The 21,976-nt window shown below is 41.0% G+C and carries 19 protein-coding genes, 1 pseudogene and 1 riboswitch; of the genes and pseudogenes, 4 read left to right on the top strand and 16 right to left on the bottom strand.

Annotated elements, in window-relative coordinates:
• Window positions 1–9: 9 nt before the first annotated feature.
• The 3 genes from EEJ45_RS15515 to EEJ45_RS15525 all read right to left on the bottom strand — a co-directional run bounded on the left by EEJ45_RS15515 (window position 10) and on the right by EEJ45_RS15525 (window position 3,267).
• Window positions 10–1,494, bottom strand: coding sequence for a spore germination protein (locus EEJ45_RS15515; RefSeq protein ID WP_124565715.1), 1,485 nt, complete (start codon window positions 1,492–1,494; stop codon window positions 10–12).
• Between the two features lie 201 nt (window positions 1,495–1,695).
• Window positions 1,696–2,412 (bottom strand): DsbA family oxidoreductase, encoded by a 717-nt coding sequence (locus tag EEJ45_RS15520; protein WP_124565716.1) that lies wholly within the window; start codon window positions 2,410–2,412, stop codon window positions 1,696–1,698.
• A 72-nt stretch (window positions 2,413–2,484) separates the two neighbouring features.
• Entirely contained in the window at window positions 2,485–3,267 is a 783-nt protein-coding gene (locus EEJ45_RS15525) for a Cof-type HAD-IIB family hydrolase (protein WP_124565717.1), read from the bottom strand.
• A gap of 172 nt (window positions 3,268–3,439) precedes the next feature.
• Window positions 3,440–3,484: riboswitch (PreQ1 riboswitch) on the top strand.
• Between the two features lie 6 nt (window positions 3,485–3,490).
• On the opposite strand from EEJ45_RS15525, the gene EEJ45_RS15530 reads away from it, so the two are divergent.
• Window positions 3,491–3,976 (top strand): QueT transporter family protein, encoded by a 486-nt coding sequence (locus tag EEJ45_RS15530; RefSeq protein ID WP_124565718.1) that lies wholly within the window; start codon window positions 3,491–3,493, stop codon window positions 3,974–3,976.
• Window positions 3,977–4,485: 509 nt separating this feature from the next.
• Here EEJ45_RS15530 and EEJ45_RS15535 read toward each other — a convergent pair.
• The 4 genes from EEJ45_RS15535 to EEJ45_RS15550 all read right to left on the bottom strand — a co-directional run bounded on the left by EEJ45_RS15535 (window position 4,486) and on the right by EEJ45_RS15550 (window position 8,271).
• Window positions 4,486–5,085 (bottom strand): response regulator transcription factor, encoded by a 600-nt coding sequence (locus EEJ45_RS15535; protein WP_124565719.1) that lies wholly within the window; start codon window positions 5,083–5,085, stop codon window positions 4,486–4,488.
• Window positions 5,082–6,212: a sensor histidine kinase gene (locus tag EEJ45_RS15540; RefSeq protein WP_124565720.1), complete on the bottom strand. Its 1,131-nt coding sequence runs from the start codon at window positions 6,210–6,212 to the stop codon at window positions 5,082–5,084. Before EEJ45_RS15540 ends, EEJ45_RS15535 begins: the two co-directional genes overlap by 4 nt.
• Window positions 6,213–6,422: 210 nt before the next feature.
• Entirely contained in the window at window positions 6,423–7,439 is a 1,017-nt protein-coding gene (gene desA, locus EEJ45_RS15545) for a Delta(5) desaturase DesA (RefSeq protein ID WP_124565721.1), read from the bottom strand.
• 223 nt (window positions 7,440–7,662) lie between these two features.
• The gene (locus tag EEJ45_RS15550; RefSeq protein ID WP_124565722.1) at window positions 7,663–8,271 is read right to left on the bottom strand and encodes a methyltransferase; all 609 of its coding nucleotides are present in this window, start codon (window positions 8,269–8,271) and stop codon (window positions 7,663–7,665) included.
• A gap of 178 nt (window positions 8,272–8,449) precedes the next feature.
• On the opposite strand from EEJ45_RS15550, the gene gntK reads away from it, so the two are divergent.
• Window positions 8,450–9,976: a gluconokinase gene (gene gntK / locus EEJ45_RS15555; RefSeq protein ID WP_124565735.1), complete on the top strand. Its 1,527-nt coding sequence runs from the start codon at window positions 8,450–8,452 to the stop codon at window positions 9,974–9,976.
• A gap of 39 nt (window positions 9,977–10,015) precedes the next feature.
• Here the strand turns inward: gntK and EEJ45_RS15560 are convergent, their stop codons facing one another.
• The 7 genes from EEJ45_RS15560 to EEJ45_RS15590 form a co-directional block, all read right to left on the bottom strand.
• A complete protein-coding gene (locus tag EEJ45_RS15560) occupies window positions 10,016–11,533 on the bottom strand; it encodes a SagB/ThcOx family dehydrogenase (protein WP_124565723.1) in 1,518 nt (505 codons plus the stop codon).
• A 12-nt stretch (window positions 11,534–11,545) separates the two neighbouring features.
• Window positions 11,546–13,468: a TOMM precursor leader peptide-binding protein gene (locus tag EEJ45_RS15565; protein ID WP_124565724.1), complete on the bottom strand. Its 1,923-nt coding sequence runs from the start codon at window positions 13,466–13,468 to the stop codon at window positions 11,546–11,548.
• A complete protein-coding gene (locus tag EEJ45_RS15570) occupies window positions 13,468–15,297 on the bottom strand; it encodes a putative thiazole-containing bacteriocin maturation protein (RefSeq protein WP_245999969.1) in 1,830 nt (609 codons plus the stop codon). The genes EEJ45_RS15565 and EEJ45_RS15570 overlap by 1 nt, the downstream gene beginning before the upstream one ends.
• A gap of 133 nt (window positions 15,298–15,430) precedes the next feature.
• The gene (locus tag EEJ45_RS15575) at window positions 15,431–15,667 is read right to left on the bottom strand and encodes a heterocycloanthracin/sonorensin family bacteriocin (protein WP_124565726.1); all 237 of its coding nucleotides are present in this window, start codon (window positions 15,665–15,667) and stop codon (window positions 15,431–15,433) included.
• Window positions 15,668–15,796: 129 nt separating this feature from the next.
• Window positions 15,797–16,237 carry a carbonic anhydrase gene (locus EEJ45_RS15580; protein WP_124565727.1) on the bottom strand — a complete coding sequence of 147 codons (441 nt, stop codon included), beginning with the start codon at window positions 16,235–16,237 and terminating at the stop codon, window positions 15,797–15,799.
• An 18-nt stretch (window positions 16,238–16,255) separates the two neighbouring features.
• Window positions 16,256–17,239 (bottom strand): sodium-dependent bicarbonate transport family permease, encoded by a 984-nt coding sequence (locus tag EEJ45_RS15585; protein ID WP_124565736.1) that lies wholly within the window; start codon window positions 17,237–17,239, stop codon window positions 16,256–16,258.
• A 106-nt stretch (window positions 17,240–17,345) separates the two neighbouring features.
• Window positions 17,346–17,699 (bottom strand): Na-translocating system protein MpsC family protein, encoded by a 354-nt coding sequence (locus EEJ45_RS15590; protein ID WP_124565728.1) that lies wholly within the window; start codon window positions 17,697–17,699, stop codon window positions 17,346–17,348.
• A gap of 392 nt (window positions 17,700–18,091) precedes the next feature.
• Here EEJ45_RS15590 and EEJ45_RS15595 point away from each other — a divergent pair, with 392 nt between their 5' ends.
• Both EEJ45_RS15595 and EEJ45_RS15600 read left to right on the top strand, forming a co-directional pair.
• A complete protein-coding gene (locus EEJ45_RS15595; protein WP_124565729.1) occupies window positions 18,092–20,041 on the top strand; it encodes an ABC transporter ATP-binding protein/permease in 1,950 nt (649 codons plus the stop codon).
• Between the two features lie 90 nt (window positions 20,042–20,131).
• Window positions 20,132–20,707, top strand: a complete 576-nt coding sequence (locus tag EEJ45_RS15600; protein ID WP_124565730.1) for a TetR/AcrR family transcriptional regulator — start codon at window positions 20,132–20,134, stop codon at window positions 20,705–20,707.
• Window positions 20,708–20,745: 38 nt separating this feature from the next.
• On the opposite strand, the gene truA is transcribed toward EEJ45_RS15600, so the two are convergent.
• Both truA and EEJ45_RS15610 read right to left on the bottom strand, forming a co-directional pair.
• Complete coding sequence (gene truA, locus EEJ45_RS15605; RefSeq protein ID WP_124565731.1) at window positions 20,746–21,483, bottom strand: tRNA pseudouridine(38-40) synthase TruA; 738 nt, start codon at window positions 21,481–21,483, stop codon at window positions 20,746–20,748.
• A 136-nt stretch (window positions 21,484–21,619) separates the two neighbouring features.
• A pseudogene (locus tag EEJ45_RS15610) lies at window positions 21,620–21,859 on the bottom strand (multidrug ABC transporter ATP-binding protein); the annotation flags it as partial.
• Window positions 21,860–21,976 lie beyond the last annotated feature (117 nt).

Below are 21,976 nucleotides of genomic sequence, written 5' to 3' on the forward strand. Positions count from 1 at the left end.
ACCTGCTTTCTAGTCTGTAAAATCGTTTTTAGGCTTAGACGTATGCTTATCTACCTCTTGTTTATCAAATCGTTCATTATAGCGAGCTCGTGCTGTAATAGGACGATTAAAAAAGGAAGAAATAGGCATTCTAACAAAGCTATCCTTCCAATCTGATATTCTTGTCGGATAAAAAGGAGCTAAGTAGGGTCTTCCTAACGATTGCGCTCGCACCAAATGCGTTAACATAAACAAGCTAAAACATACAATACCAAACATCCCCAAAAACTGAGCAGATAAAATTAACGGAAAGCGAATCAAACGGATTGTATTGCCAATTTTATAGATAGGTGTTGTAAAAGACGATAATGCAGATAAAGCTACAATAATAATCAATACGTTGCTCGTTAAACTGGCTTCAACCGCTGCTTGTCCAATAACGATACCGCCTACGATACCAACTGTTAATGCAACTTTAGAGGGTAGGCGAGCACCAGCCTCACGAAGCAGTTCAATGACAACTTCTAGAAAAAGTGCTTCAATTACCGGTGGAAATGGAATGGTACTTCTAGAAGCAATTAATGTTCTTAACAATTCCTTTGGAATCAGTTCATAATGATAAGTAAGTATCGCTACATACAAGGGTGTTGCCAACATTGAAAACAATACAGAAAACAAGCGCAATAGGCGAAAAGTAGAAGCCATAATCCAAGGTAAGTTATAATCTTCGGATGTTGAGAAAAATTCAACTATTGTGGTCGGTAGTGTAATTGCAAAAGGCGAACCATTTACAAACAAAGCAATTTTCCCTTCTGCTAAGACACCTGCCACTCGATCTGGCCGCTCTGTGTTGATGGCTTGGGGAAAGAGTGAGTTTGGATTATCTTCAATCATACGTATTACATATGAACTGTCTTGAATATGATCAATCTCAATATTTTTCAGCTTATCTGTTACATGTGTAATATTATCTTCATTCGCAATTCCATCAATAAAAACAACTGCCACTCTTGTATGCGAAAGTGTACCGATTTCTAATTCTTCAACACATAAGTAGGGCGTAGGTAATCTTCTTCGTAGCATATTTAAATTGATGTCTATCAGTTCTACAAAAGCTTCTTGCGGACCAACCACATTATACTCAATTTCAGGCGTTGCAATTTGTCTGCCTTCTTTATTGCATATTGCGATAATAAGACAAGTGTCACTTCCATCTTCCATCATTGCATATCCGTTCAATACTTTGCTTGATATCTGCTCAATATTTGTTGTAAGCTCCATAGCTTCTATTGGTAATGCAATTTGTACATCAACAAGCGATGAAACATGCGCAGGAATATGTGGCAACACATCGCGATGCAACGTTTCCTCATTAATCATGGTACGAAAAAAGGAGATTGTAATCTGAGGAGCGCCCGGTAAGGAAAATCGAATAAAGTCCTTAGACTTTTGAAACATTCCAACCAAAACAGCAATAGATTCAATTGGTGTCCCAAATCCGCCTTCTTGTCTCATATCACACTCTCCCTTCACTTGTTTTTCTTTATATTGGGCAATATCTTCATAAACTATGCTTCATGTAAAGGCTCTATTATAGTTTGTTGTTGACTTCACAAAGATTCGTTTCCCACTCCAATAACAAGTGCCCATTATCAACATTACACTTTAACAAATTTACCAAAAAGAAGAGAGTGTCCAAAGCTTTGGACACTCTCTTTAACTCTCTTTATTTTTAGGTACTTCACAACCCTCATCCGTACAAACGGCACTATCTGCTCCGTTAATCATTGTAAGGGGTTGTTCTTCATCCCATACCTTTTGTAGGGTTTGTAGAAATAGTTCTGTTGGCTGCGCTCCTGAAATTGCATATTTGCGATTAATGACAAAGAATGGAACACCAGTAATTCCAAGTGCTGCGCCTTCCTGCTCATCTGCACGAACTTCCTTTGTAAAAGCATCACTAGCAAGAACTGCGGCAGCTTCTTCTGTATTCAAGCCTACCTCAGTAGCAAGTGAAAGCAATGTTTCATGATCGCCAAGATGCTTTCCTTCCGTAAATCCTGCATAAAACCCGCGTTCCATAAATTCATCCATCTTACCCTGTGTTGCTGCATAATGCGAGAGACGATGAGCATCAAACGAGTTAGTTGGCACGAAGTTATCGAAATTGAATGTTAAACCATCTTGTTTTCCTTGTTCTGCAAGATTCGCATTCATTGCTTTTGCTTGCGCTACACTCGTGCCATACTTTGCTGCTAATAAGCCATAAATATCCGTATCATAATCACGCTTTGCGTTCGGATCTAGTTCAAAGCTGCGATATACGAATTCAACTTTATTTTTATGCGGAAACTGCTCTAAAGCCGCTTTTAAACGATGTTCGCCAATATAACAAAACGGACACATAAAGTCAGACCATATTTCAATTTTCATAGAAACCCTCCATATGTATTTTACTGTTCATCCATCGTATCACATTGACACTGTAGTGTCTGTTATAACGATTTACAGCAATCCCAATTTCTCTAAGCCGTACTTTACGCCGTGTTCCTCTGCCGTTTTAGTGACCATATTTGCATATGCTTGCACTTCAGGTGCTGCATTTCCCATTGCTACCCCCATTCCAACCATTGTTAACATCTCAATATCGTTTAAACCATCTCCAAATGCCACCGCCTCATCAGGCGCAATTCCAATACGTTCTAAAATTTTTTCAATGCCCGTTGCCTTTGTGCCTGTTGACAAATTTACATCACAAGTACGCATCGTGGATTGGCTCCAGCGTCTGAAATCAAGCTCCGGAATATACTTTTGATATAAGCGTTCTTCTTCGGCTTCACAATGTAAAAATAATTGATAAATATGTTGTTCTTGCCAAAATGTATGAGAAGCAAGCTCTGGCTTCCATGGATCTTGCGAAAACGCTTCTATTACATATGGATGTTCTAATGTAGTTGCTCTAAACTCTGTACCCGCTAGATACGTAAGGGGATGTTGATGTTCCTTTGTTTTTGTATGCAATTTTTCCAATACCTTTTTATCAATAGGTGTTTCATGAATCACCTTTTTTTCATGCAACGCATAAGAACCGTTGAAAAAAATCATAGAATCGATTCCTAAATCTGCGATAACAGGCTGTGCAAAGTACGGCGCACGCCCCGTAGCAATTACTACATGCATGCCTTTCTCTTTCAGCCTTGCGATAGCCTCTTTTGTTTCACGAGCAATCTGTTTTCCATGCGGCAAAATCGTACCGTCAATATCCAAAAACACTGCTTTATAACTCAAATGAAAACAACCTCCTTCTACACATCGGGGTCTTACTTATACAAATATAATTTTATCACACCATTCACTGTATCAAAATGGAAAGAATCTTTCTACGAAATGTAGCCGCTTTACATGGAATTTCCTGTTGACGCTTGTGCCTATACCGTTATACGATGATGTTCTGATTACAAAAAACGTGGTTCGAAACCCTCCCACGATAAAAAACTAAGGAGAGATTAATATGCGTATCAAAACACTAGCTGTGAATAGTATTGTAGCCGCACTGTATATTGCTGTTTCTGCATTAATTCAGCCATTTGGTTTTACCAACATCCAATTTCGTATTTCAGAAATGTTCAACCATCTGGTGGTATTTAACCCAAAATACTTCTATGGTATTGTGCTTGGCGTATTTTTAACAAATTTATTCTTTTCACCAATGGTTGCATATGATTTAGTATTCGGGGTTGGTCAATCCATCCTAGCGCTTTCCATTACTATTTTCTCAGCTCGATATATAAAAAGCATTCTTGCACGCATGACTTTTAATACAATTGTGTTTACCTTTACAATGTTTCTTATTGCTTGGGAACTCAACTTGGCTCTGGATCTTCCATTTTTATTTACTTGGTTGACGACTGCTGCTGGTGAACTGATTGTAATGACGGTTGGAATTCCAGTTATGTATGCGCTCAATAAACGCGTTAATTTTAAAGAACGTATATAAAAAACCTCCGACTGGAGGTTTTTTATATACACCTATTTTCATGTAATTGTGCAAAGGCAGCTAGAGGAATTGGTTTACCCTGCATTTTATAGAACCCGAGCTCTTGCAAGAATTCCAGCTGTTGTTTTTGTTCTACATCTTCAGCCCTTTTGTCATACCAATAATTGTTTTCGCAATCATGTTTTCTACATTCTTCATGCTTGCACTTTAGGTGATTTCAATTCGTGAACTACCCACCACTTCTCACACTTCACAGAATTGAAGAAGGGGAATTCTTTCGGCAGTATGTTAAATAAAGACCCTGTCAAATTTCATTGTTGATTTCCGTTACGGAGATTCGCTTTCCCAGGCAGTCAGAGAACCTCCTCAGCGCTATGTGCCTGCGCGGCCTCCCGTTAACTCGCTTAGTCTCATCCCTTCACTCCAGTCAACAAGTGCTAATTAGCAACATCAGACTTTAATACAACCTAAATAAAAAAACACAAAACGCATAATAGCGCTTTATGTTTTTACTTAAACCACCCTTTTTCCTTTGATTGGGTAATTGCTTCAATTCGATTTTTTACTTCAAGCTTATCTAAAATCGCTGAGATATAATTACGAACTGTACCGGTTTTAATACTGAGCTGATCTGCAATTTCTTTTGTATTTTTCCCATCCGCTACTAGCTCTAGCACTTCTTTTTCTCTGTCGGTTAATGGGTTTTCTTCGCCGTACATATCATCCATCAATTCCGGCGCATATACGCGCTTTCCATTCATTACACTTCGAATAGAGCTTGCCAACTCTTCACTTGGACTATCTTTCAGCAAGTAGCCGCTCACGCCGGCCCGTACAGCTCGTTGAAAATAGCCAGAGCGTGCGAATGTTGTTAAAATAATAACCTTGCAGCCTAATCCTTTTAACTCCTCAGCTGCATCTAACCCACTTTTCCCCGGCATTTCAATATCCATAATACAAATATCCGGTCTATGTTTCCGTACCAGTTCAACTGCTTCTTGACCGTTTGATGCTTTCCCAACAACTGTCATATCATCTTCCAGACTTAGAAGCGATCCGAATGCCCCTAATAACATCTGCTGATCTTCTGCAATCACAATGGAAATCATTTCAACTTCTCCTTTTCGGCCTGTTTCGTATCGTTTGGAACTGTAATGATTAACGATGTACCACCTGAAGTTACTATTTCCATACCGCCGTTGATAAACTCCAAGCGCTCTCTCATTCCCGAAAGTCCGTAACCAGGTGCACCGTACGATGTCGGTGACTTGAAGGTTCCGTTATCCCTCACGATTAGAGTGATTTCCTTCCAAGATTGCTCCACTGTAATATAGCAAACCGACGCACCACTATGCTTAACTATATTCGTGACAGCTTCTTTTAAACACATACTTAAAATATTCTCTGTTAGCAGTGAAGCCTGCTTCAAAGACGTTCCTTCATAGATAAGACGAATTTCGGCTGCTTCTAGCACTTGCTTAATACGTTGTACTTCGTCTTTAAAACGAATTCCCCGCATTGAAGATACCATTTTTCTCACTTCGCTCAAAGCAGTTCGAGCGGTACGTTGTACATCCTTTAGTTCATTACGCGCTTGTTCTGGATCTTTATCAATTAATTTACGTGCCAAATCACTTTTCAAACCAATCAGTGAAAGCTTTTGTCCGAGTGTATCATGTAAGTCACGGGCAATACGTTGTCGTTCCTCTAACTTGACAAGCTCTGCAATACGTTTGTTCGCATCTTCTAGACGCTCCTCTAGCTCGTCCTTTTCCTTTCTGCTTTGAATATTAAAAGGCATTAGGATTACGCTAATCCACACAATAACAACAAATGGCAACTGCTTTAAAAATAACGCATCATGTGTGACAATGCTAAAATTAATAGACACAGACGTACTAATAAGATGCACAAAATATATGATGAGGAAAGCTGTGCGATCTGCAATATTACCAATAAAATAAGCAAGAAAAAATGCAAAATACACGTAGCTAAATAAACTTGTAGAGGTAATAGAAATACTGATTAAAATAAATGCCCAAACATACACAGGCCATCCTGTTGAAACTAAGGCAATCCGATAGAAAATAAAAAATAAGATTGTAATGAAAACACCAATGATAATTTGCACAACCGATGAAAGCTGAAAAATAAAATAAAAAGGCAGGATACATAAAATCGTCCATATATAGGGCGAAATCCCGCCTTTTTGAAAGGCCATATATTTTTTTAGCATGAACGTAACCTCTTGTACTCTTTTCTCTATTGTATCACGTTCTCTAACATACTGTATGGAATATATAGACAGCAAGGACAAGCAGTCACGGAGACCACTCATTGAGTATCTATGGTCTTACCCAGCACGAGTACTTCTTAGACCCTAAACGCAACTATACATGGCCCGTTCTTCTCTACCATCTAAAAACCAATATTTTTGTTTTTATTTTTACTTAACACTTGCTCGTTTATAACTCTGCATCGCTTTAATATCTTTAAAAGTCATAAACTGTTTCGTATTTTCATCCCACAAACGAAACTTTAAAGATTGTAGACTCGTCATTAATGTAATTGTTGGTACGTTTTGTAGAGGCTCTGTATGATTATGTGCTGCCTCAAGTTTATAATTCGGCACCCGTGGACTTAAGTGATGCACGTGATGGTAACCAATATTACCTGTTAACCATTGTAAGATTTTCGGTAGCTTATAGAAGGAGCTTCCTTCTACCGCTGCCTTTACATATTCCCAATTCTCATCTTCTTCAAAATAAGAATCTTCAAACGTATGTTGTACATAGAATAACCAGATACCTGCCGCACCTGAGATTAAGAAAATTGGCCCTTGTACAAGCAAAAAAGCCTGCCAGCCAATTGTCCAGCATAAAAGAGCTACGATACCAGCAATTAAAATATTTGTTATATATGTGTTCAGCCGCTCATTCCAACGCGCGCCTTTTCGATTAAAGCGGTTGGTAATCAAGAAAATATAAGTCGGCCCTAAGCCAAACATAACAAGCGGATTACGGTATAAACGATATGCAACACGCGTCCAAAACGAAGCTGCAATATACTCATCCACCGTCATCATCCAAATATCACCAACACCACGTTTATCCAGGTTACCACTTGTTGCATGGTGCACGGAATGACTATGTTGCCATTGATTGTATGGGAATAACGTTAATACCCCTGTAATCGTTCCTAAAATTTTATTCGCACGACGACTCTTAAAGAAGGAATAGTGACAGCAATCATGGAAAATGATGAAAACACGCACCAAAAATCCTGCTGCTAAAACTGTAATAGGAAACGTTAATGCATAGGAAACAGCTAGACTTTTATAAGCTAAAAACCATAATACTACAAACGGCAACAGCGTATTCAACAGCTGTCTCACACTATGCCACATATCCGCTTTCTCATAGGGAGCTACTTGCTTACGCAAATGCATTTGTTTATTTGTCATATTTCATTTCCCCTCATTAATGAATGTTATTACCTCAAAGTATAAGGAAAACCCTTTCTTTTTTGTAGACATACATGTCATATGACACCCATGACAAATGTCATACTCCTATATAGGATCCACATTATGATGGAAGCATGCCGACCACACATAAAAGGGTACAGCCCAAATGGTCTGCACCCTTTTTTACGTACAATTAGTTTTTCAACTTGAACATATAATCCTAATAAGAAAGTCGATACACTAAAAATTTCTCAAATGCATTGCTTTCGTATTCTCCAGGCAGCGTTACTTCATGTATAAGTTCAAATGCCGTTTGATTTTCTAAAAAATACATATAATCTTCCGAGCTATAATATAAAATTACATCCACTTCTCTGTTATGTTCTTCAATAGAACGTAAAATATTATTAATTACATTCATGAAGATTTGAATAGAGAACGGGTTAAAAAAATAAAATCGATTATCTTTTGGCTGAATCTTATAGTCTTGTGCCAAACAGTGCTCAAATTGAATTTGATTTTCTCGCTCAGGTCTTATTTCTAAATACCCTTCTCGATTTTCAATCGCTTCATTATAAAACTCTTCATTCATTTCAACGCCAGTTACAGTTGCGTGAAACCAATAGTTAATATAAAAATTCAATCGACCTTTACCACAGCCAAAGTCAACCACATGATCCTCTGCCTGCAAGCGATAAAATTGGAATAACGTTTCTAAAGCGCTGTAAGGCGTGGGTTCGTAGCGATGATAGTGAAAGGACTTATGGAAGCCTTCTTGTATTTCTTCTGTCTCGATGTTTAGTAGTTCATCATAATACCATTCTGTCATGATAAGGCTCCTATTCCGTTTAAAAGGTTATATGCTTATGATATAGCTTTTCTTTCTTCCATGAAAGCTTTCTTATAAAATGAATATAATACGGGACAGAGGAAGCTATCATATTTCATAATGAATTCATCTATACTATTCTTTTAATAGAAGAAAGGAACCTTTCATGACTACATACATGCTCGGTGTCGACCTTGGTACAACCAGCACAAAGGCTGTTCTGTTTACTAAAAATGGTACAGTTGTTGCGCATCACACGGTAGAATATCCTTTATTTACGCCTACCCCTTCCACGGCTGAGCAAAATCCTGCCGAGATTTATCAAGCAGTTTTGACAACTATTCAAGAAACGATTCGAAAAAGCGCCATTGCCCCAAAGGATTTGCTTTGCGTATCCTTCAGCGCTGCAATGCATAGCGTGATTGCAGTAGATGCATATGGCACTCCTTTAACAAATTGCATCACTTGGGCTGATAATAGGAGTACAAAGTGGGCAGAAAAGATTACAGAGGAGTGGAATGGACACGACATTTACATGCGAACTGGTACACCCATTCATCCGATGTCGCCGCTTTGTAAATTGCGCTGGTTAAAGGAAGAGCAATCTGACATTTTTACAAAAGCGCATAAGTTCATATCTATCAAAGAATACGTATTTTATCAGTTGTTCAACCAATTCGCAGTCGACTATTCCATTGCATCAGCAACAGGACTATTAAATTTAAAGAACTTGGATTGGGATGAGGAAGCTCTTGCAGTTGCAGGAGTGAAACGAGAGCAGCTTTCTCATATTGTACCAACTACTCATTACTTCAAAGGCTTGAATCCAGATTTGGCGAAGCAGCTGGGTATCCTTCCTTCCACACCATTTGTAGTTGGGGCCAATGACGGTGTTTTATCCAATCTTGGTGTAAATGCGATTGACCCGGGAGTTGTTGCCGTTACAATTGGTACAAGCGGAGCTATTCGCACTGTGACAGATCGCCCTGTGACAGATCCAAAGGGGCGTATTTTTTGTTATGCATTGACGGAACAGCATTGGGTTGTAGGGGGACCTGTTAACAATGGGGGCATGACCTTCCGCTGGGTACGAGATACAATTGCCTCAGCAGAAGTAGAAACAGCGAAAAGCCTTGGTATCGACCCGTACGAAGTGCTTACCAAAATTGCGGAACGCGTAGCGCCAGGTGCCGACGGTCTCTTGTTCCACCCGTACCTTGCCGGAGAACGTGCCCCGTTATGGAACGCCAACGCTCGCGGATCCTTCTTTGGCCTAAGCCTGCATCACCAAAAAGAACATATGATTCGCGCCGTTTTGGAAGGTGTGATTTTTAACTTATATAATGTGTTATTGGCTCTTGAAGAACAAATTGGCATTCCGAAAAAGATTCAGGCAACAGGGGGATTTGCTCGTTCAGCGCTTTGGCGCCAAATGATGGCAGATATTTTTGACCAAGAAGTAACTGTTCCGGAAAGCTTTGAAAGCTCCTGCCTTGGTGCGGCAATCTTGGGATTATATGCCCTAAAAGAAATTGACTCCTTACATGTTGTTTCTGATATGGTTGGCTCTACTCATACGCATCAACCGATTCAAGAAAACGTAGAAATCTATCGCGAACTAACTCCTATCTATTTGCGTGTTTCACGTAAATTGAGCGAAGAGTACAATGCGATCGCGGCGTTTCAGCGCAAAATGTTAGGCTAATAACAAAAAGCAGATGGAAATCTATCTGCTTTTTCGAGTCTATGCATGTACACTGCCCTCTAGCTTAGATCTTGCGCGGTATGGACCAATTGGCACTTGAATCAAACAGGTTTCATCATGTTGGTCTAAGCCATATAGCGCATCACATACTTTTGTATCAAAGCCGAGCAACGGATGGCCTCCCATACCAAGCGAGGTTGCAGCCAATAATAGACGCTGCACCAGCATCCCCGCATCCATTTGCTGCATCCGGTAACCTCTATAGCCTAGCTCTCCATAATGCTTACGTTCCCCAACCACATGTAAACAAAGCGGTACTTGAAACAGGTTCACGTTATCCGCTGTCATACCGTACTGCAAAGCCAACCGATGATCACCAGGGTTCAATTCTTCTAACGCATGCTCCTCATAGTTGTAGCGGTAAGCGCCGTTTGGTATACCTTCAACATGATATAGACAACCGTAAATCACAAGCGGATTTGTTATACCACTATCATTTTTATATAGGTACATGCGATGAGCCTCGTAAAGTAAGATCGCAAGCTCTTCTGATGTAACCTTGCGCAAGCTGAAATCCCCATCCGGTGACTGTCGCTTTCTGCATACTTCTGCAAATTCATAGGATATTGGTTTTACTTCCGGCAAACGAATGATGTTTCCTTGTCTGAAGTGAGGTTTATGTTCTGGCAAACACAAAAATGAATCGGTTGCCTGAAGCATGGACGCTTCATTCATCGCCAGCAGCTGTGGATATGGTATGCGCTTCTTGGAACGGACATAGTGCTCATGCTTTAGCTTTGGTACAGTTTCACATAACCCTGCGTCCGACTGCCTGAATCGATTTCCTGCCTGTTCTAGCGGCTTAACGGATAATGGCACAACTGCGTATACACTTTCCTCCTCTTCTGATAAGGTAAGCAAGTGCCCCAGCGCCCTGTCAAGAAACTGAAAATGTACCGCTCCGTTAAACCCGAATTGCTTGCTTACTTCAAGCAAATGCCCAAGCAACACCCCGGTATCTAAGCCCTGTAGACGATACGAAAAATTATGATACTTAAAAAAGTTTTTCCAAAACATTGTCGACACAAACGCAACGCCAAAGCAACCAGTCACCTCACAGCTTCCGCCCAATGCTTTTGTAATATAATCATCAAAATTTCCTTCTCGCAGTAAAACCAATCTGTGATGTGCGACATCATAGTGATAGATGCCTGCAGAGAAATCATCTGTTTTTATATACATGTATAATTCATTCGGATATAAAGCGCCTCCAGACGGAACAAAACGGCGAGCCATATTCACAGGTTTTCCTTGCACATCCACTTGGGAAAATCGCGCAAGGCCGAACACATACCATAGAAAATGACTTATACTTTTTACAGTAGCATTTTGTTGTTCACCAAGCGTAAGCGGCACTTCGGCGCAAAGCGGTATGTGTGGCAAGCCGCGATACAATTTGTAGGGTAGGGGTGCATCCTTCCAATTTACTTCTAGGTTAGGGGGTCTTGTTTCATCTGGCTCAAATTGCAACTGATATAAAAATACATCTAAATCCATCAAGCTTCCTCCTTACGGAAACGGGTGTGGATCTTGATTCAGCTGCGTGAAGGTTAACGGTTCTTTCACATAGCCAAGCTGCACTGGCACGCGCAACACACGCTCCAATCCCGTTATACGTTTCAGATGGTTTCCGAATGTCATCGGCAACATGCCTGGAATAATGACTTTAACACAATATAGACCGTTACGCTGTAGTTCAGGTGCCGTTTGATCGACAACAATCACGTCCAACTGTAGCCTCTTAAATGTATCTAAAACACAGCGCAAATCTTCTGTTAAATCTGTATGATATGTTTGTTCCCCAAATGCTTGCGCAAAAGTCCGGGTTTCTCGTTTTTCTTCCAATAAAAATTGCAAACGTCCCTCTGCCTCTGGCAACCCGTATAGCATACTGTGATGATCCATTCTTGTCACAAGTGAAGAGTCCTCCAACATTCGCATATATGTGTCTTTTTCTGCCTCAAACTTTTCATCAAGTGTTAGCATCATACCTGCTAATTCATGCAGCGCACTTTTTACAGCACGAACAGGGTCAAGATGGGCACCTGCAGCGCAGATTAAGTTCAGGCCAGTTTCTTTTTGATTTTTGGCGATGGCCATAATACTTGGGATGCGATTTTCCATTGTCGCATCAAATAAAAATATCTCGTACCCAGCAGTTGCTTTTATACGAGCTAGCATCATATGCAGCTCTTCATCTCCTACTGAATACGGATCTAAGCGCGGCAATGCTAACGTTGCATACCATGTCATTAAAAAAGCGTCTCGTTCCACTACTTCAAAAATACCGTATAAAATCGCTTCCTCGAGGCTACCGCCGATTGCACAGCCGTTCGATGTTTCATAGACATGACCGCTATTGCAGCCGAGGCTATAATAAGCAAAGCGTTCGGGAATTAAAATAGGGCGATTTTCTAACAAAGAATAACCCCAAACCCAATTTATTTTCCGACTGGGGTCAAACGGCTGAAACGGAAAATTCGCTCTCGCATAATCTTCTTCCGCATGCACGCCGACCACGAGTGGATGTAAAGCATCTGCTTTTATATTTTCGAAGCAGTCTCGCAACATAGTACGCTTGCCGCGCGGCGCAAGCCCACAATAGCGCTCTAGCCCTTCTAAAATAGCCGTTACTACGCTATTTTCATAGGAATGCGTACGTCCTGCCGTTCCTTCATCTCCCATAATAAGTGGTAAATTCACACTAGCATCGGCAAATGGCGGTACTAAATCATATATTTTTTCATTTAACAGCCCTGTTTTTGTATCTAAGTATTCTCGGAGTAGCATCGGTCCTAGCTCATGTATAGAACGAGAACGATAGCTTCCCTCTACTTTTAAGCTAGGACGCAACGTAATAGCTGCATGTTCAGCCGTATCTTCAGGTAGCGCCCCGCAAAATGAGCAGAGCGGATCGGCTAGGATAAACCGACGCGATATTTGCATCGACTTTAGTTGCAGCACATACATATGCGACGTACATCGAAGTGGCTGCTCCTGTAAAAAACGTCGCGCTTCTTCCTCCACAAGATGAGCAAGCTGCAGTAACGCCGTCCGCGATGCTCCCGGGTCGTATACCTTCTCGCTCTTTCGTATCCCCCACATTTCTTTCCGATCACGTCCCGCCATTAAACGACGCATATCAGCACATTGAAAGCAGCCCGGTACATCAGGAAATACAAATGGTCCGACAATGCCTTCGCCAAAAGTAGCAAAAGCTCTTAACCAAGGTACATCTACTTCTTGCAGGGCTTTGGCAGCTCGCTGTTGAAACGAAGGATCCCATACATCTTGGAGTACCAAAGCACACGAAATCTCCCGTGGTATTAGGTCGTTTACAGATGGACGAACAATGTCGCATACGTGCTGCAGTCGTTCACATACCAGATCAGCAAGCACACCTTCTCCTACGATAGCAACAACAGAACGCATCACGTTCCCTCCCCTCGTACCAAAACGCCAAATACACCAGCTAGTTCTTTCGAGAACGTTTCTATACCAACTTCAAATACAGATAGTTCTTTTTCTTGCCTCTGTAAAGTTGTTAAAGCATATTGTAATAATTCCGGATAAGGAGACGACCCTTCTAAATCGAGTGTTTGCGGCTCTTGAGGCAGTAGAAATTGTTCCTGACTGACACAGCTTCCTTCAATCGCTTGACGAAGCGCATTACGCAGTGCAAGCATAAAATCCAATCCTGTACTGTGATACCAGCCGCTCTCCGTTTTTACCCACACAACTGGAAATCCCCATATTTCTTCTCCTAAACCAATAACAGGATGTTCTCTCTTTAACTCCAATACCTCTAAATAAAACTTGCACTCTATATCTTCTAGTCTATTTATTTGAATAGGAGCAACACCGTAAGATTTATTTTGTTGTGCCAATTCATATTCCAAACGATGCAGCAGACCACGACAAATGCCTTCCGCTGTTGTTGCCCCTGCACCCACAGCGATGAACGGCCAATCCTCTTGGTACTGCGGTAAAGCTTTTGCAACATGCTCTATCATAGCTGCTACGTACATTTCTATGCCGACCAAACCAGCTTCCTTACGCGCTTCTTCGTGTGTCAGAGCTGTACAAATGACTTCTTCTAAAAAACTTGCTGGTCCCTCAGATAGTGGATGCACCGCCTGCACCCGACATTTCGCCAGCGGTAATTGCTTTAAGTCACCTTCTTCCCAAACATGTAAAATACCGGACTTTGTAGAGGTTAACTTACTAAAATAAAAAAGTAACTCACTCATTTGGGGCTCTTCTCGCTTTTCTAGCCCCTGTATCCATCTTGGTTTATATCCTTCCACTAACGGATGTGGTGTAAACGAGCACCATTCTCCTTCAAGTGTTTCTAAATTCAGTTGAAAAAAGCGGTGTTTCTCACTATCATCACGTACACCTGTAACTTCCTTGAGTAACTCAAATGTAAGTATGTTTGTTAGCATTGCACCCGCTACGGAGGACAACTCCTTACCTCGTTCTGCGCGTATCACGCGCCATGCTGATTCCCAGCATACATCCGATGAAACAATAGGACCAGCCATCCCGATTCCTGCAAAACAACCGGCTGGTAGAAATACTTTGCCTTCCTCTCGGCAAATCTGTTCTAGTTGTAGCAGTTTTTCTATGTCACCGTTGTAAGAAACAAACATAACAAAGTCAAATGGTTGCAACATAGCTTGCCAATTTCCGTCCTCAGGTGCAGCGATTTCCTCCACTAAAATCTCTTCATCTCGCTTTCGGCTATAAGCTGCTAGTTCATGAATCCGTTCTTCATATTCTGTAAGTGCACACACGTGAAATCGTGGCAAGCCGGATTCTAACAAAGAAGATACAAGTGAAGACAACCCTTGATCTCCTATCACAATTACACTTGCATTACGGTAATCTGCAAAACGGGCTGCCCCTGAACCGCCGCGCTCATCTAAAAAAGCAAGCTGCGACGCATACAATTCCATAATCGCAGGCGACAATGCATGTTCACGATCACCGCTTACATCCCGGGCATAGCCATTTTCATACAATACCTTTGCGATTTCATAGACTCTGTTTTGGTACGGCTCTGGTAAGCCGTTTGTAATGTCTGCTAAACTGTAGCTTCCGTCCCATATAGGCAATAGTTTCTCAATCCACTGTACCATTCCGTTTCCTTGCATCCGAAACGAGCTTTCATTATTACGAAAATATACCCCACCGTCCGGATCCGGTAGAAAGCAAGTGTCTCTATTCACCTTTAATCGCATCGAAGGATGTAGTGTCATGATGCCCTCCTGATTGATACGTCATCTTTTACAATTTATGTATGTCACTTTGTCCGTTATGCGAAGAGTTCTTTTAACAACTAACCTTTCTTACATCAAAAAAAACGCCGGAGCACCGACGTTTTCATAGTTTTTAGAAGATAAAGAAGCATCCGAAGCAACGGAAACAACCGCCACAGCCACCGCAACCACCACAGCGGAAGCATCCGCCACAACCGCCGCAACGGAAACAGCCACCGCACGCAAAGCGTTGCATGTCAGCATGATATTGTTGCTGCGCATCCCACATCATAGGCTGTGTAACTTGAAAATCAGAAATTGGTAGTGACTGCAATTCGTTTTGGAATTGATTCATTTTTGTCCCCTCCATATCATGTGTAAAGTTAACTCCTGCAACAAAATATGAATTGAGACGGGACGTTGTGCCTGCTTCATTCGCCCATTTAAAGCTAAAAACGTAAAAAGCAGAAGCTATTGCTATTTAGTAAGACAAGCAAGTTCAGTTGTACTTATATAGTTCACCATTACAATCTATGAACCACCCTTCTGCCCTTATTTGTTTCGGCATGAAAGGATGGTTGTTAATGATCTCTACACTTTTCTTGACGTTATCCTTTGTCGATGAAAGACCGTCTAACCAACGTGCAACATCACCTTCTACGTGAGGTACGTATGAAACGGTACGTAGCACATCTTCTGATATACCTGCTTCTTTCATTTGTTGTAATACAGATGTCGGTTCTTTCTCTTGCACCAATACGTAAATTCGTTGAATTTCCTCTCCATAAACCATCGCAAGAACATTGCGCATCGTGCATCCAAATGGATGAGTAATCCACCCGTCAAATATTGTAAGAATTTGGGCGGATGTGGAGGCCTTTCTCACCCATTTTTCTCCTTCCCTATCAGCAATGACAAGTGTATGTTGGTCTAAAATCATATAGATGATCTCCTTCCTTTATGCCAGTAGTAAGGCAATTTGATAGTATAATGGAATACCAAATATAAGATTAAATGGAAACGTAACGCCAAGTGCCAAACCTAGATAAATAGAAGCATTTGCCTCAGGAACAGATGCTCGCAATGCTGCTGGTGCTGCGATGTAGGAAGCACTTCCAGCCAGCACACCCATCAGCATCATTCCACCTGCGGACAAACCAGATATATAACCAACAAGCACCCCAGTTGTACCGAATATTAATGGAAACAAAATCCCAAGTCCAATCAATTTTATGCCGTAAGAAAATATAGTCGGTAAACGTTGTCCGGCAACAACACCCATATTCAGCAAGAATAAGACTAACATACTGCCATACAAATCAATAAATAGCGGCTTTATGACTGGTACTGCTTTGGGGCCAAGTATCCAGCCAATGAGGAGGCTTCCTACTAAAAGTAAAATACTTTTACCAAACAAGCTCTCCCGAAGTAGCGAAGCATCACCTGGTTTTGCAACAATCCCGAGCTGTACAGAAGGTGCTGTATTCTCACGTAGTTTTAAAAAATACAGCGCCACAAAAATAGCAGGACTCTCCATCAAAACAACCATGGCGCTCATATAGCTTTCAAAAGAAGTGCCTGTTTGTTCAAGGAATGTCACGCCGGCTCCGTATGTGACGATGCTGACAGATCCGTAGCACGCCGCAAGGGCTGCTGCATTCTTTCGATCAAGACCTATTCTTTCGCAAATCAGCATCACAACAACAGGAATTAACGTCCCTAAACACAACACACCTAGCATTGGGCCCGATACCTCAGATAAGGCATGCTTTGAAAGCTCAACCCCTCCCTTCAGTCCGATTGCAACAAGCAAGTATATACTTAAAAACTCACTGAGTCCTTGCGGAAACTTTAAATCAGATTTTACTACTGCCGCGAAGATACCTAAGATAAAAAACAACACGGCAGGCGTTAATACATTTTGTAGCACAAGCTCCATAATATACACTCCTTTTCTAATAAAAAAACCGGAAATAAACAAGCAATTTGCTTGTTTATTTCCGGTTTATCCTCAACTTGCCAAAGCGGCATTTTGAGCATCGACCAGTTTATTTTTGTTCTAATGGACGTTCCATTATAAAAACCATAATACGTTCTCCTGTACGCGTGCTAATGTCTGTATAAAAACTAGTAGCTGCTACCCCTGTAATTTCTTGTACAATTTCTTTTAGCTGCTCTGCTCCCGTTTCTACGAGGTCAGCGCGTATTTTTTTCACCGATAAAATTCCTTCTCGTGTTTCGGTCAGTGCTTTCTCTGCAGGCGTCAAAATTCCTTTTAACAACACAACAACCATATTACGAACTATATCAGTTTTTACTAACACCGAACCACGACCCAAATATTCTTTCTCCCATTGCGTGAGTGCTTTACTCAGCGTATTTTCCATCTCACCCTTAGTCATAAATCCACCTCCAATATATAAAAAATCGGTATATTCTCTTTGGTACTATATCCAAAAAGAACATACCGATTTACAGCGGACTCAATTGTGCAACAAGCTGCTTTTTCACTTTGCCCTGCAAGCAGTGCAAAATGCTAAAGCAGATTTTCTTGTCAATTGCTTCCCCAAATCCTTCGGTCTTATGATGTTGAAGTTATTATATGAAAAAGCGTCCTTTTTTGTCAATACCATTTATTTATACATGGTAAAGGACATATAAAATCTATTGACACCACTATATTTGAGTGCTAACATCAAGAAAACGGACAGTTGTCCGTTTTTTTTAGAAATATACGTACTCTATTGATACGGATCCTATCTTTAAAGTACGTAAAAACAGGGAGGAACACGTCATGAGCTATATCCAAGTCTCCAATATTACAAAATCATACCGCCTTGGTAATAAAGATAAAGTACAGGTTTTGCACGGTATAAATGTATCGTTTGAAAAAGGAGAGTTCGTGTCAATCTTAGGAGAATCTGGAAGCGGAAAATCTACGCTAATGAACATTATCGGCGGTATGGATCGCGATTTTGAAGGCAGTGTTGCTATAGAAGGAAAAGACCTTCGTGATATGACAGAAAAAGAACTGGATGCTTATCGTAAATTAAAAATTGGATTTATTTTCCAAAGTTTCAATCTCATCTCTCACTTATCTGTGTTAGACAATGTCTTAATGACTATGCAGCTTACGAGTATGAATAAATTGGAAAGAACCAAAAAGGCCACTGAAATTTTAACAGAATTGGGTCTTGGCAATCATTTAAACAAAAAGCCGAATCAACTATCAGGGGGACAAAAACAACGGGTTGCAATCGCAAGGGCTTTATCTAATGATCCCGATATCATTTTAGCGGACGAGCCTACAGGAGCATTGGATAAAAAGAACAGCGAACAGATTATGCAATTGCTTGATCAGATTGCCGCAAAAGGAAAGCTTGTCATTACGGTCACGCACTCCCAAAAGGTTGCGGATTATGGAACACGTATCATTACGATGGATGATGGGAAAATTGTGAAGGATGAAGAATTAAGGGCGTTCTATACGGGAAGTCGCTCCAAAAAGATGGCTAAGCCGAAAAATCTTGGCTTTGGTGCCGCCATGAAGATGGCAACCAAAAATGTAAGTTTGAATCTGAAGCGTAATGCCTTGGTTTCATTTGGTGGCGCAATTGGCATATTAAGCGTCATTTTGATGCTCGGTCTCGGAAGTGGAGTTACTAACTATATTAATAAAGAAATAAATGCCAATCTCAATCCCAATTTGATTCAGGTGACAAAAGCACCTGAAGGAAGAACCGATAAAGCACAAAGTCCATTACCGAATCCAGCACAACAAACCGTTCCCTTAACGGATTCTGACCTTGATGAAGTAAAAGAGCTAAAATACGTAAAAAGCGCAGACAAAGTATTTACACTAACGATGGGGAGCTCCGTCAACTATCAAGATACATCCGTGAGCATTGTTCAATTTCAAACGATGAACGACAGTGTTGTAAAAAGTGATGTGACAAGCGGGTCTTTACCAAAGGACAATGAAATTCTATTGTCGGATACGGCTGCTAAAAAGATTACCGATTCTCCTAACAAACTAGTCGGCAGTACGGTCGAATTTTATGTGAACACAACGGATGAAAAAAAACGACCGATTATCCTGTCAAAGGAAATGAAGGTTTCCGGAATTATTAAAGGAGCGATGAATCAAGACCTTGCCTACACGACATATAAAACGCTTGAAGATATGTATAGCGACAAAAGCATGACACTGCAGGCGACGCAGCTTGACATCATGGTAGAAGATCAAAAGCATGTAGATGCCGTAACAGCTGACCTAGAGAAAGCAGGTTTTACAGGAACAGGCGTAGGAAATATTTTAAGTCAGGTTACGAACTACTTAAATATTGCCACCTATGTATTAGCTAGCGTGGCGGGTATTTCTCTTCTAGTGTCCGCAATCATGACCATCGTTGTATTGTATATCAGCGTGGTTGAACGTACAAAAGAAATCGGTATCCTGCGCGCGGTCGGTGCAAGACGAAAAGATATCAAACGTATCTTTTTTGCAGAAGCAACTGTTTTGGGACTTACAAGCGGCGTCATCGGGGTTCTTATCGCCGCAGGTATCGGTGCGCTGGGCAACAACGTAATGCACCAAATATTTGACGCAAAGCTTATTCATATAAGTCCATTTTACATGCTGGTCGGTATTTTAATTAGTGTGGTCATCAGCATTCTTGCAGCGATGCTTCCGGCTACAAAAGCTGCTAAGCTGGACCCAATGGAATCGTTGCGCTACGAATAAAACAGCAGGTGCTTTTCATAGATAATCATTGCTATAATTGGAATGCTAGGTATAACTACCTAGCATTCCTGTATGTAAGGAGGTATCTATGTGTCGAGAGAACGTAAAAAGCAAGAAATGACAGAGGCAATTATTGACACTGCTAAAAGGCTATTTGCCGAGCACGGTATTGAAGCGGTCAGTATGCATATGATTGCACAGGAACTGGAGATCGGACAAGGAACTTTATATCGCCGATTTGCAAATAAAGCGGAGCTGTGCTTCGCCATGTTACGAACTGACTTTGAAGAATTGCACAGCAATGTGATGGATTACATGAAAGAAAATGCGGATGCATCAGGATATGTAAAAGGAAAATTCATTATAGGAGAGCTCATCACTATGAACGCTAAGCATAAAGGTTGGTTTGAAGTGATGAGCTCTCAAATGGATTTAAAATCAATGCATCCAGAGCATATTGGACAAGTTCCCCCTCCGTTTCTCGTGCTTCAGTCTATGATCGCGCCGATATTTGCAGAACATACAACGCAAGATCCGTTCGCCCAAAGTTTGATTACAGCCTGGTGCCTAAATCCTATTTTAATACGAGTTTTTCAAGAACGTGGTTATTCGGAAGAGGAGATTGTCGAGCATTTCGCTGAAATGTTTTTTAAAGAACTGAAATAACAAAAGCCCCCCTTCGTAAAGGGAGGCTTTTGTTATGATTAAAATTCTACATGCTCTAAATGCAATCCCGCCGCATCTGCCAAGCTTGTTACAACACTGCGGTCCTTAGATGCAATCATCTCAGGAATTGTAGCTTCACTTCTTGTCTCATTTCCCACTTCAATCAACGTCGCCACAATTTTGCGAACCATATTATACAAGAAGCCATCACCCTTTACGCGAATATAAATAAAACTCCCTTCTTTTATAATTTCAATCGCATAGATTTCACGGACCATGGATTTTTTCTTAGATTTTGCGTTAGAGAAAGCGGTGAAATCATGCTTTCCAACAAAGTGCCGCGCGGCCTGCTTCATCTTAGCGATATCTAGCTTTTCTGTTACATGCATACTGTATTTACGCATAAATGGATTCGTATGCTGCTCGTTCCAAATTTTATATACATATGTTTTAGCTTTGGCATTATAACGAGCATGAAAGCGCTCGTGTGTTTCTTCTACTTGAACTACGCTGATATCATTTGGTAAATATTTGTGTAAATAAGCTTGTATCTCCTCTACAGGGAGCTGCTCTTCTAGTTTGAAGTTAGCAATCTGGGCAAAGGCATGTACGCCGGCATCTGTGCGGCTGCATCCAATAATTTCAATCGGTCTTCCTACCATTTCAGACAATACATGTTCAATTTTTCCTTGAATGGTATTTTCACCATTACCAAGGCGCTGCCAGCCTTTATAACGGCTACCGTCATATTGAATTAACATTTTATAGTTGTTCATAACATTCTCCTTATCTAAAGCTATCTATCATCTTAGCACAAATAGCATGTTCGCATACAGCATCCTTGTCACGTCTTGCGCGTATTCCCGCCAATTTCGGGCACGTATTAAAACAACTCGTCAATGACGAGTTGTTTTAATGCTGATGAGCATGTAGCTGTGCAAAGATGCCGTTGTTCTTAGCTAGTAACTCCGCATGTGTACCATCTTCCGCAATTCCCTCTTCTGTAATGACTAGAACGCGGTCTGCTTTTTTGATAGTCGCCAAGCGATGTGCAATAATGAGGGTTGTTCGGTTTTCTGCAAGCTCATTCAAGGCTTCTTGAATAATTGCTTCTGTTTGTGTATCTAAGGCAGAGGTTGCCTCATCTAGAAGTGAACTACCCGCCACCTACGCTTCGCTTAGAGGTGGGGGCTTCTAAGGTAATCGTACCTCACGGTACGAAATTGACTTAGCTATCGAGCCTATTCCATGCTCTATATATGATTATGC

This window comes from Ectobacillus antri, assembly GCF_003852715.1.
GTDB lineage: Bacteria > Bacillota > Bacilli > Bacillales > Bacillaceae_G > Ectobacillus > Ectobacillus antri.

Coding starts and splice junctions, on each gene's coding strand:
- EEJ45_RS15515 (WP_124565715.1), bottom strand. CDS start 1,494: ATGAGACAAGAAGGCGGATTTGGGACACCAATTGAATCTATTGCTGTT.
- EEJ45_RS15575 (WP_124565726.1), bottom strand. CDS start 15,667: ATGGAGGGGACAAAAATGAATCAATTCCAAAACGAATTGCAGTCACTA.
- EEJ45_RS15565 (WP_124565724.1), bottom strand. CDS start 13,468: ATGCGTTCTGTTGTTGCTATCGTAGGAGAAGGTGTGCTTGCTGATCTG.
- gntK (WP_124565735.1), top strand. CDS start 8,450: ATGCTCGGTGTCGACCTTGGTACAACCAGCACAAAGGCTGTTCTGTTT.
- desA (WP_124565721.1), bottom strand. CDS start 7,439: ATGACAAATAAACAAATGCATTTGCGTAAGCAAGTAGCTCCCTATGAG.
- EEJ45_RS15535 (WP_124565719.1), bottom strand. CDS start 5,085: ATGATTTCCATTGTGATTGCAGAAGATCAGCAGATGTTATTAGGGGCA.
- EEJ45_RS15580 (WP_124565727.1), bottom strand. CDS start 16,237: ATGATTTTAGACCAACATACACTTGTCATTGCTGATAGGGAAGGAGAA.
- EEJ45_RS15520 (WP_124565716.1), bottom strand. CDS start 2,412: ATGAAAATTGAAATATGGTCTGACTTTATGTGTCCGTTTTGTTATATT.
- EEJ45_RS15560 (WP_124565723.1), bottom strand. CDS start 11,533: ATGGATTTAGATGTATTTTTATATCAGTTGCAATTTGAGCCAGATGAA.
- EEJ45_RS15530 (WP_124565718.1), top strand. CDS start 3,491: ATGCGTATCAAAACACTAGCTGTGAATAGTATTGTAGCCGCACTGTAT.
- truA (WP_124565731.1), bottom strand. CDS start 21,483: ATGAACAACTATAAAATGTTAATTCAATATGACGGTAGCCGTTATAAA.
- EEJ45_RS15595 (WP_124565729.1), top strand. CDS start 18,092: ATGAGCTATATCCAAGTCTCCAATATTACAAAATCATACCGCCTTGGT.
- EEJ45_RS15540 (WP_124565720.1), bottom strand. CDS start 6,212: ATGCTAAAAAAATATATGGCCTTTCAAAAAGGCGGGATTTCGCCCTAT.
- EEJ45_RS15550 (WP_124565722.1), bottom strand. CDS start 8,271: ATGACAGAATGGTATTATGATGAACTACTAAACATCGAGACAGAAGAA.
- EEJ45_RS15570 (WP_245999969.1), bottom strand. CDS start 15,297: ATGACACTACATCCTTCGATGCGATTAAAGGTGAATAGAGACACTTGC.
- EEJ45_RS15590 (WP_124565728.1), bottom strand. CDS start 17,699: ATGACTAAGGGTGAGATGGAAAATACGCTGAGTAAAGCACTCACGCAA.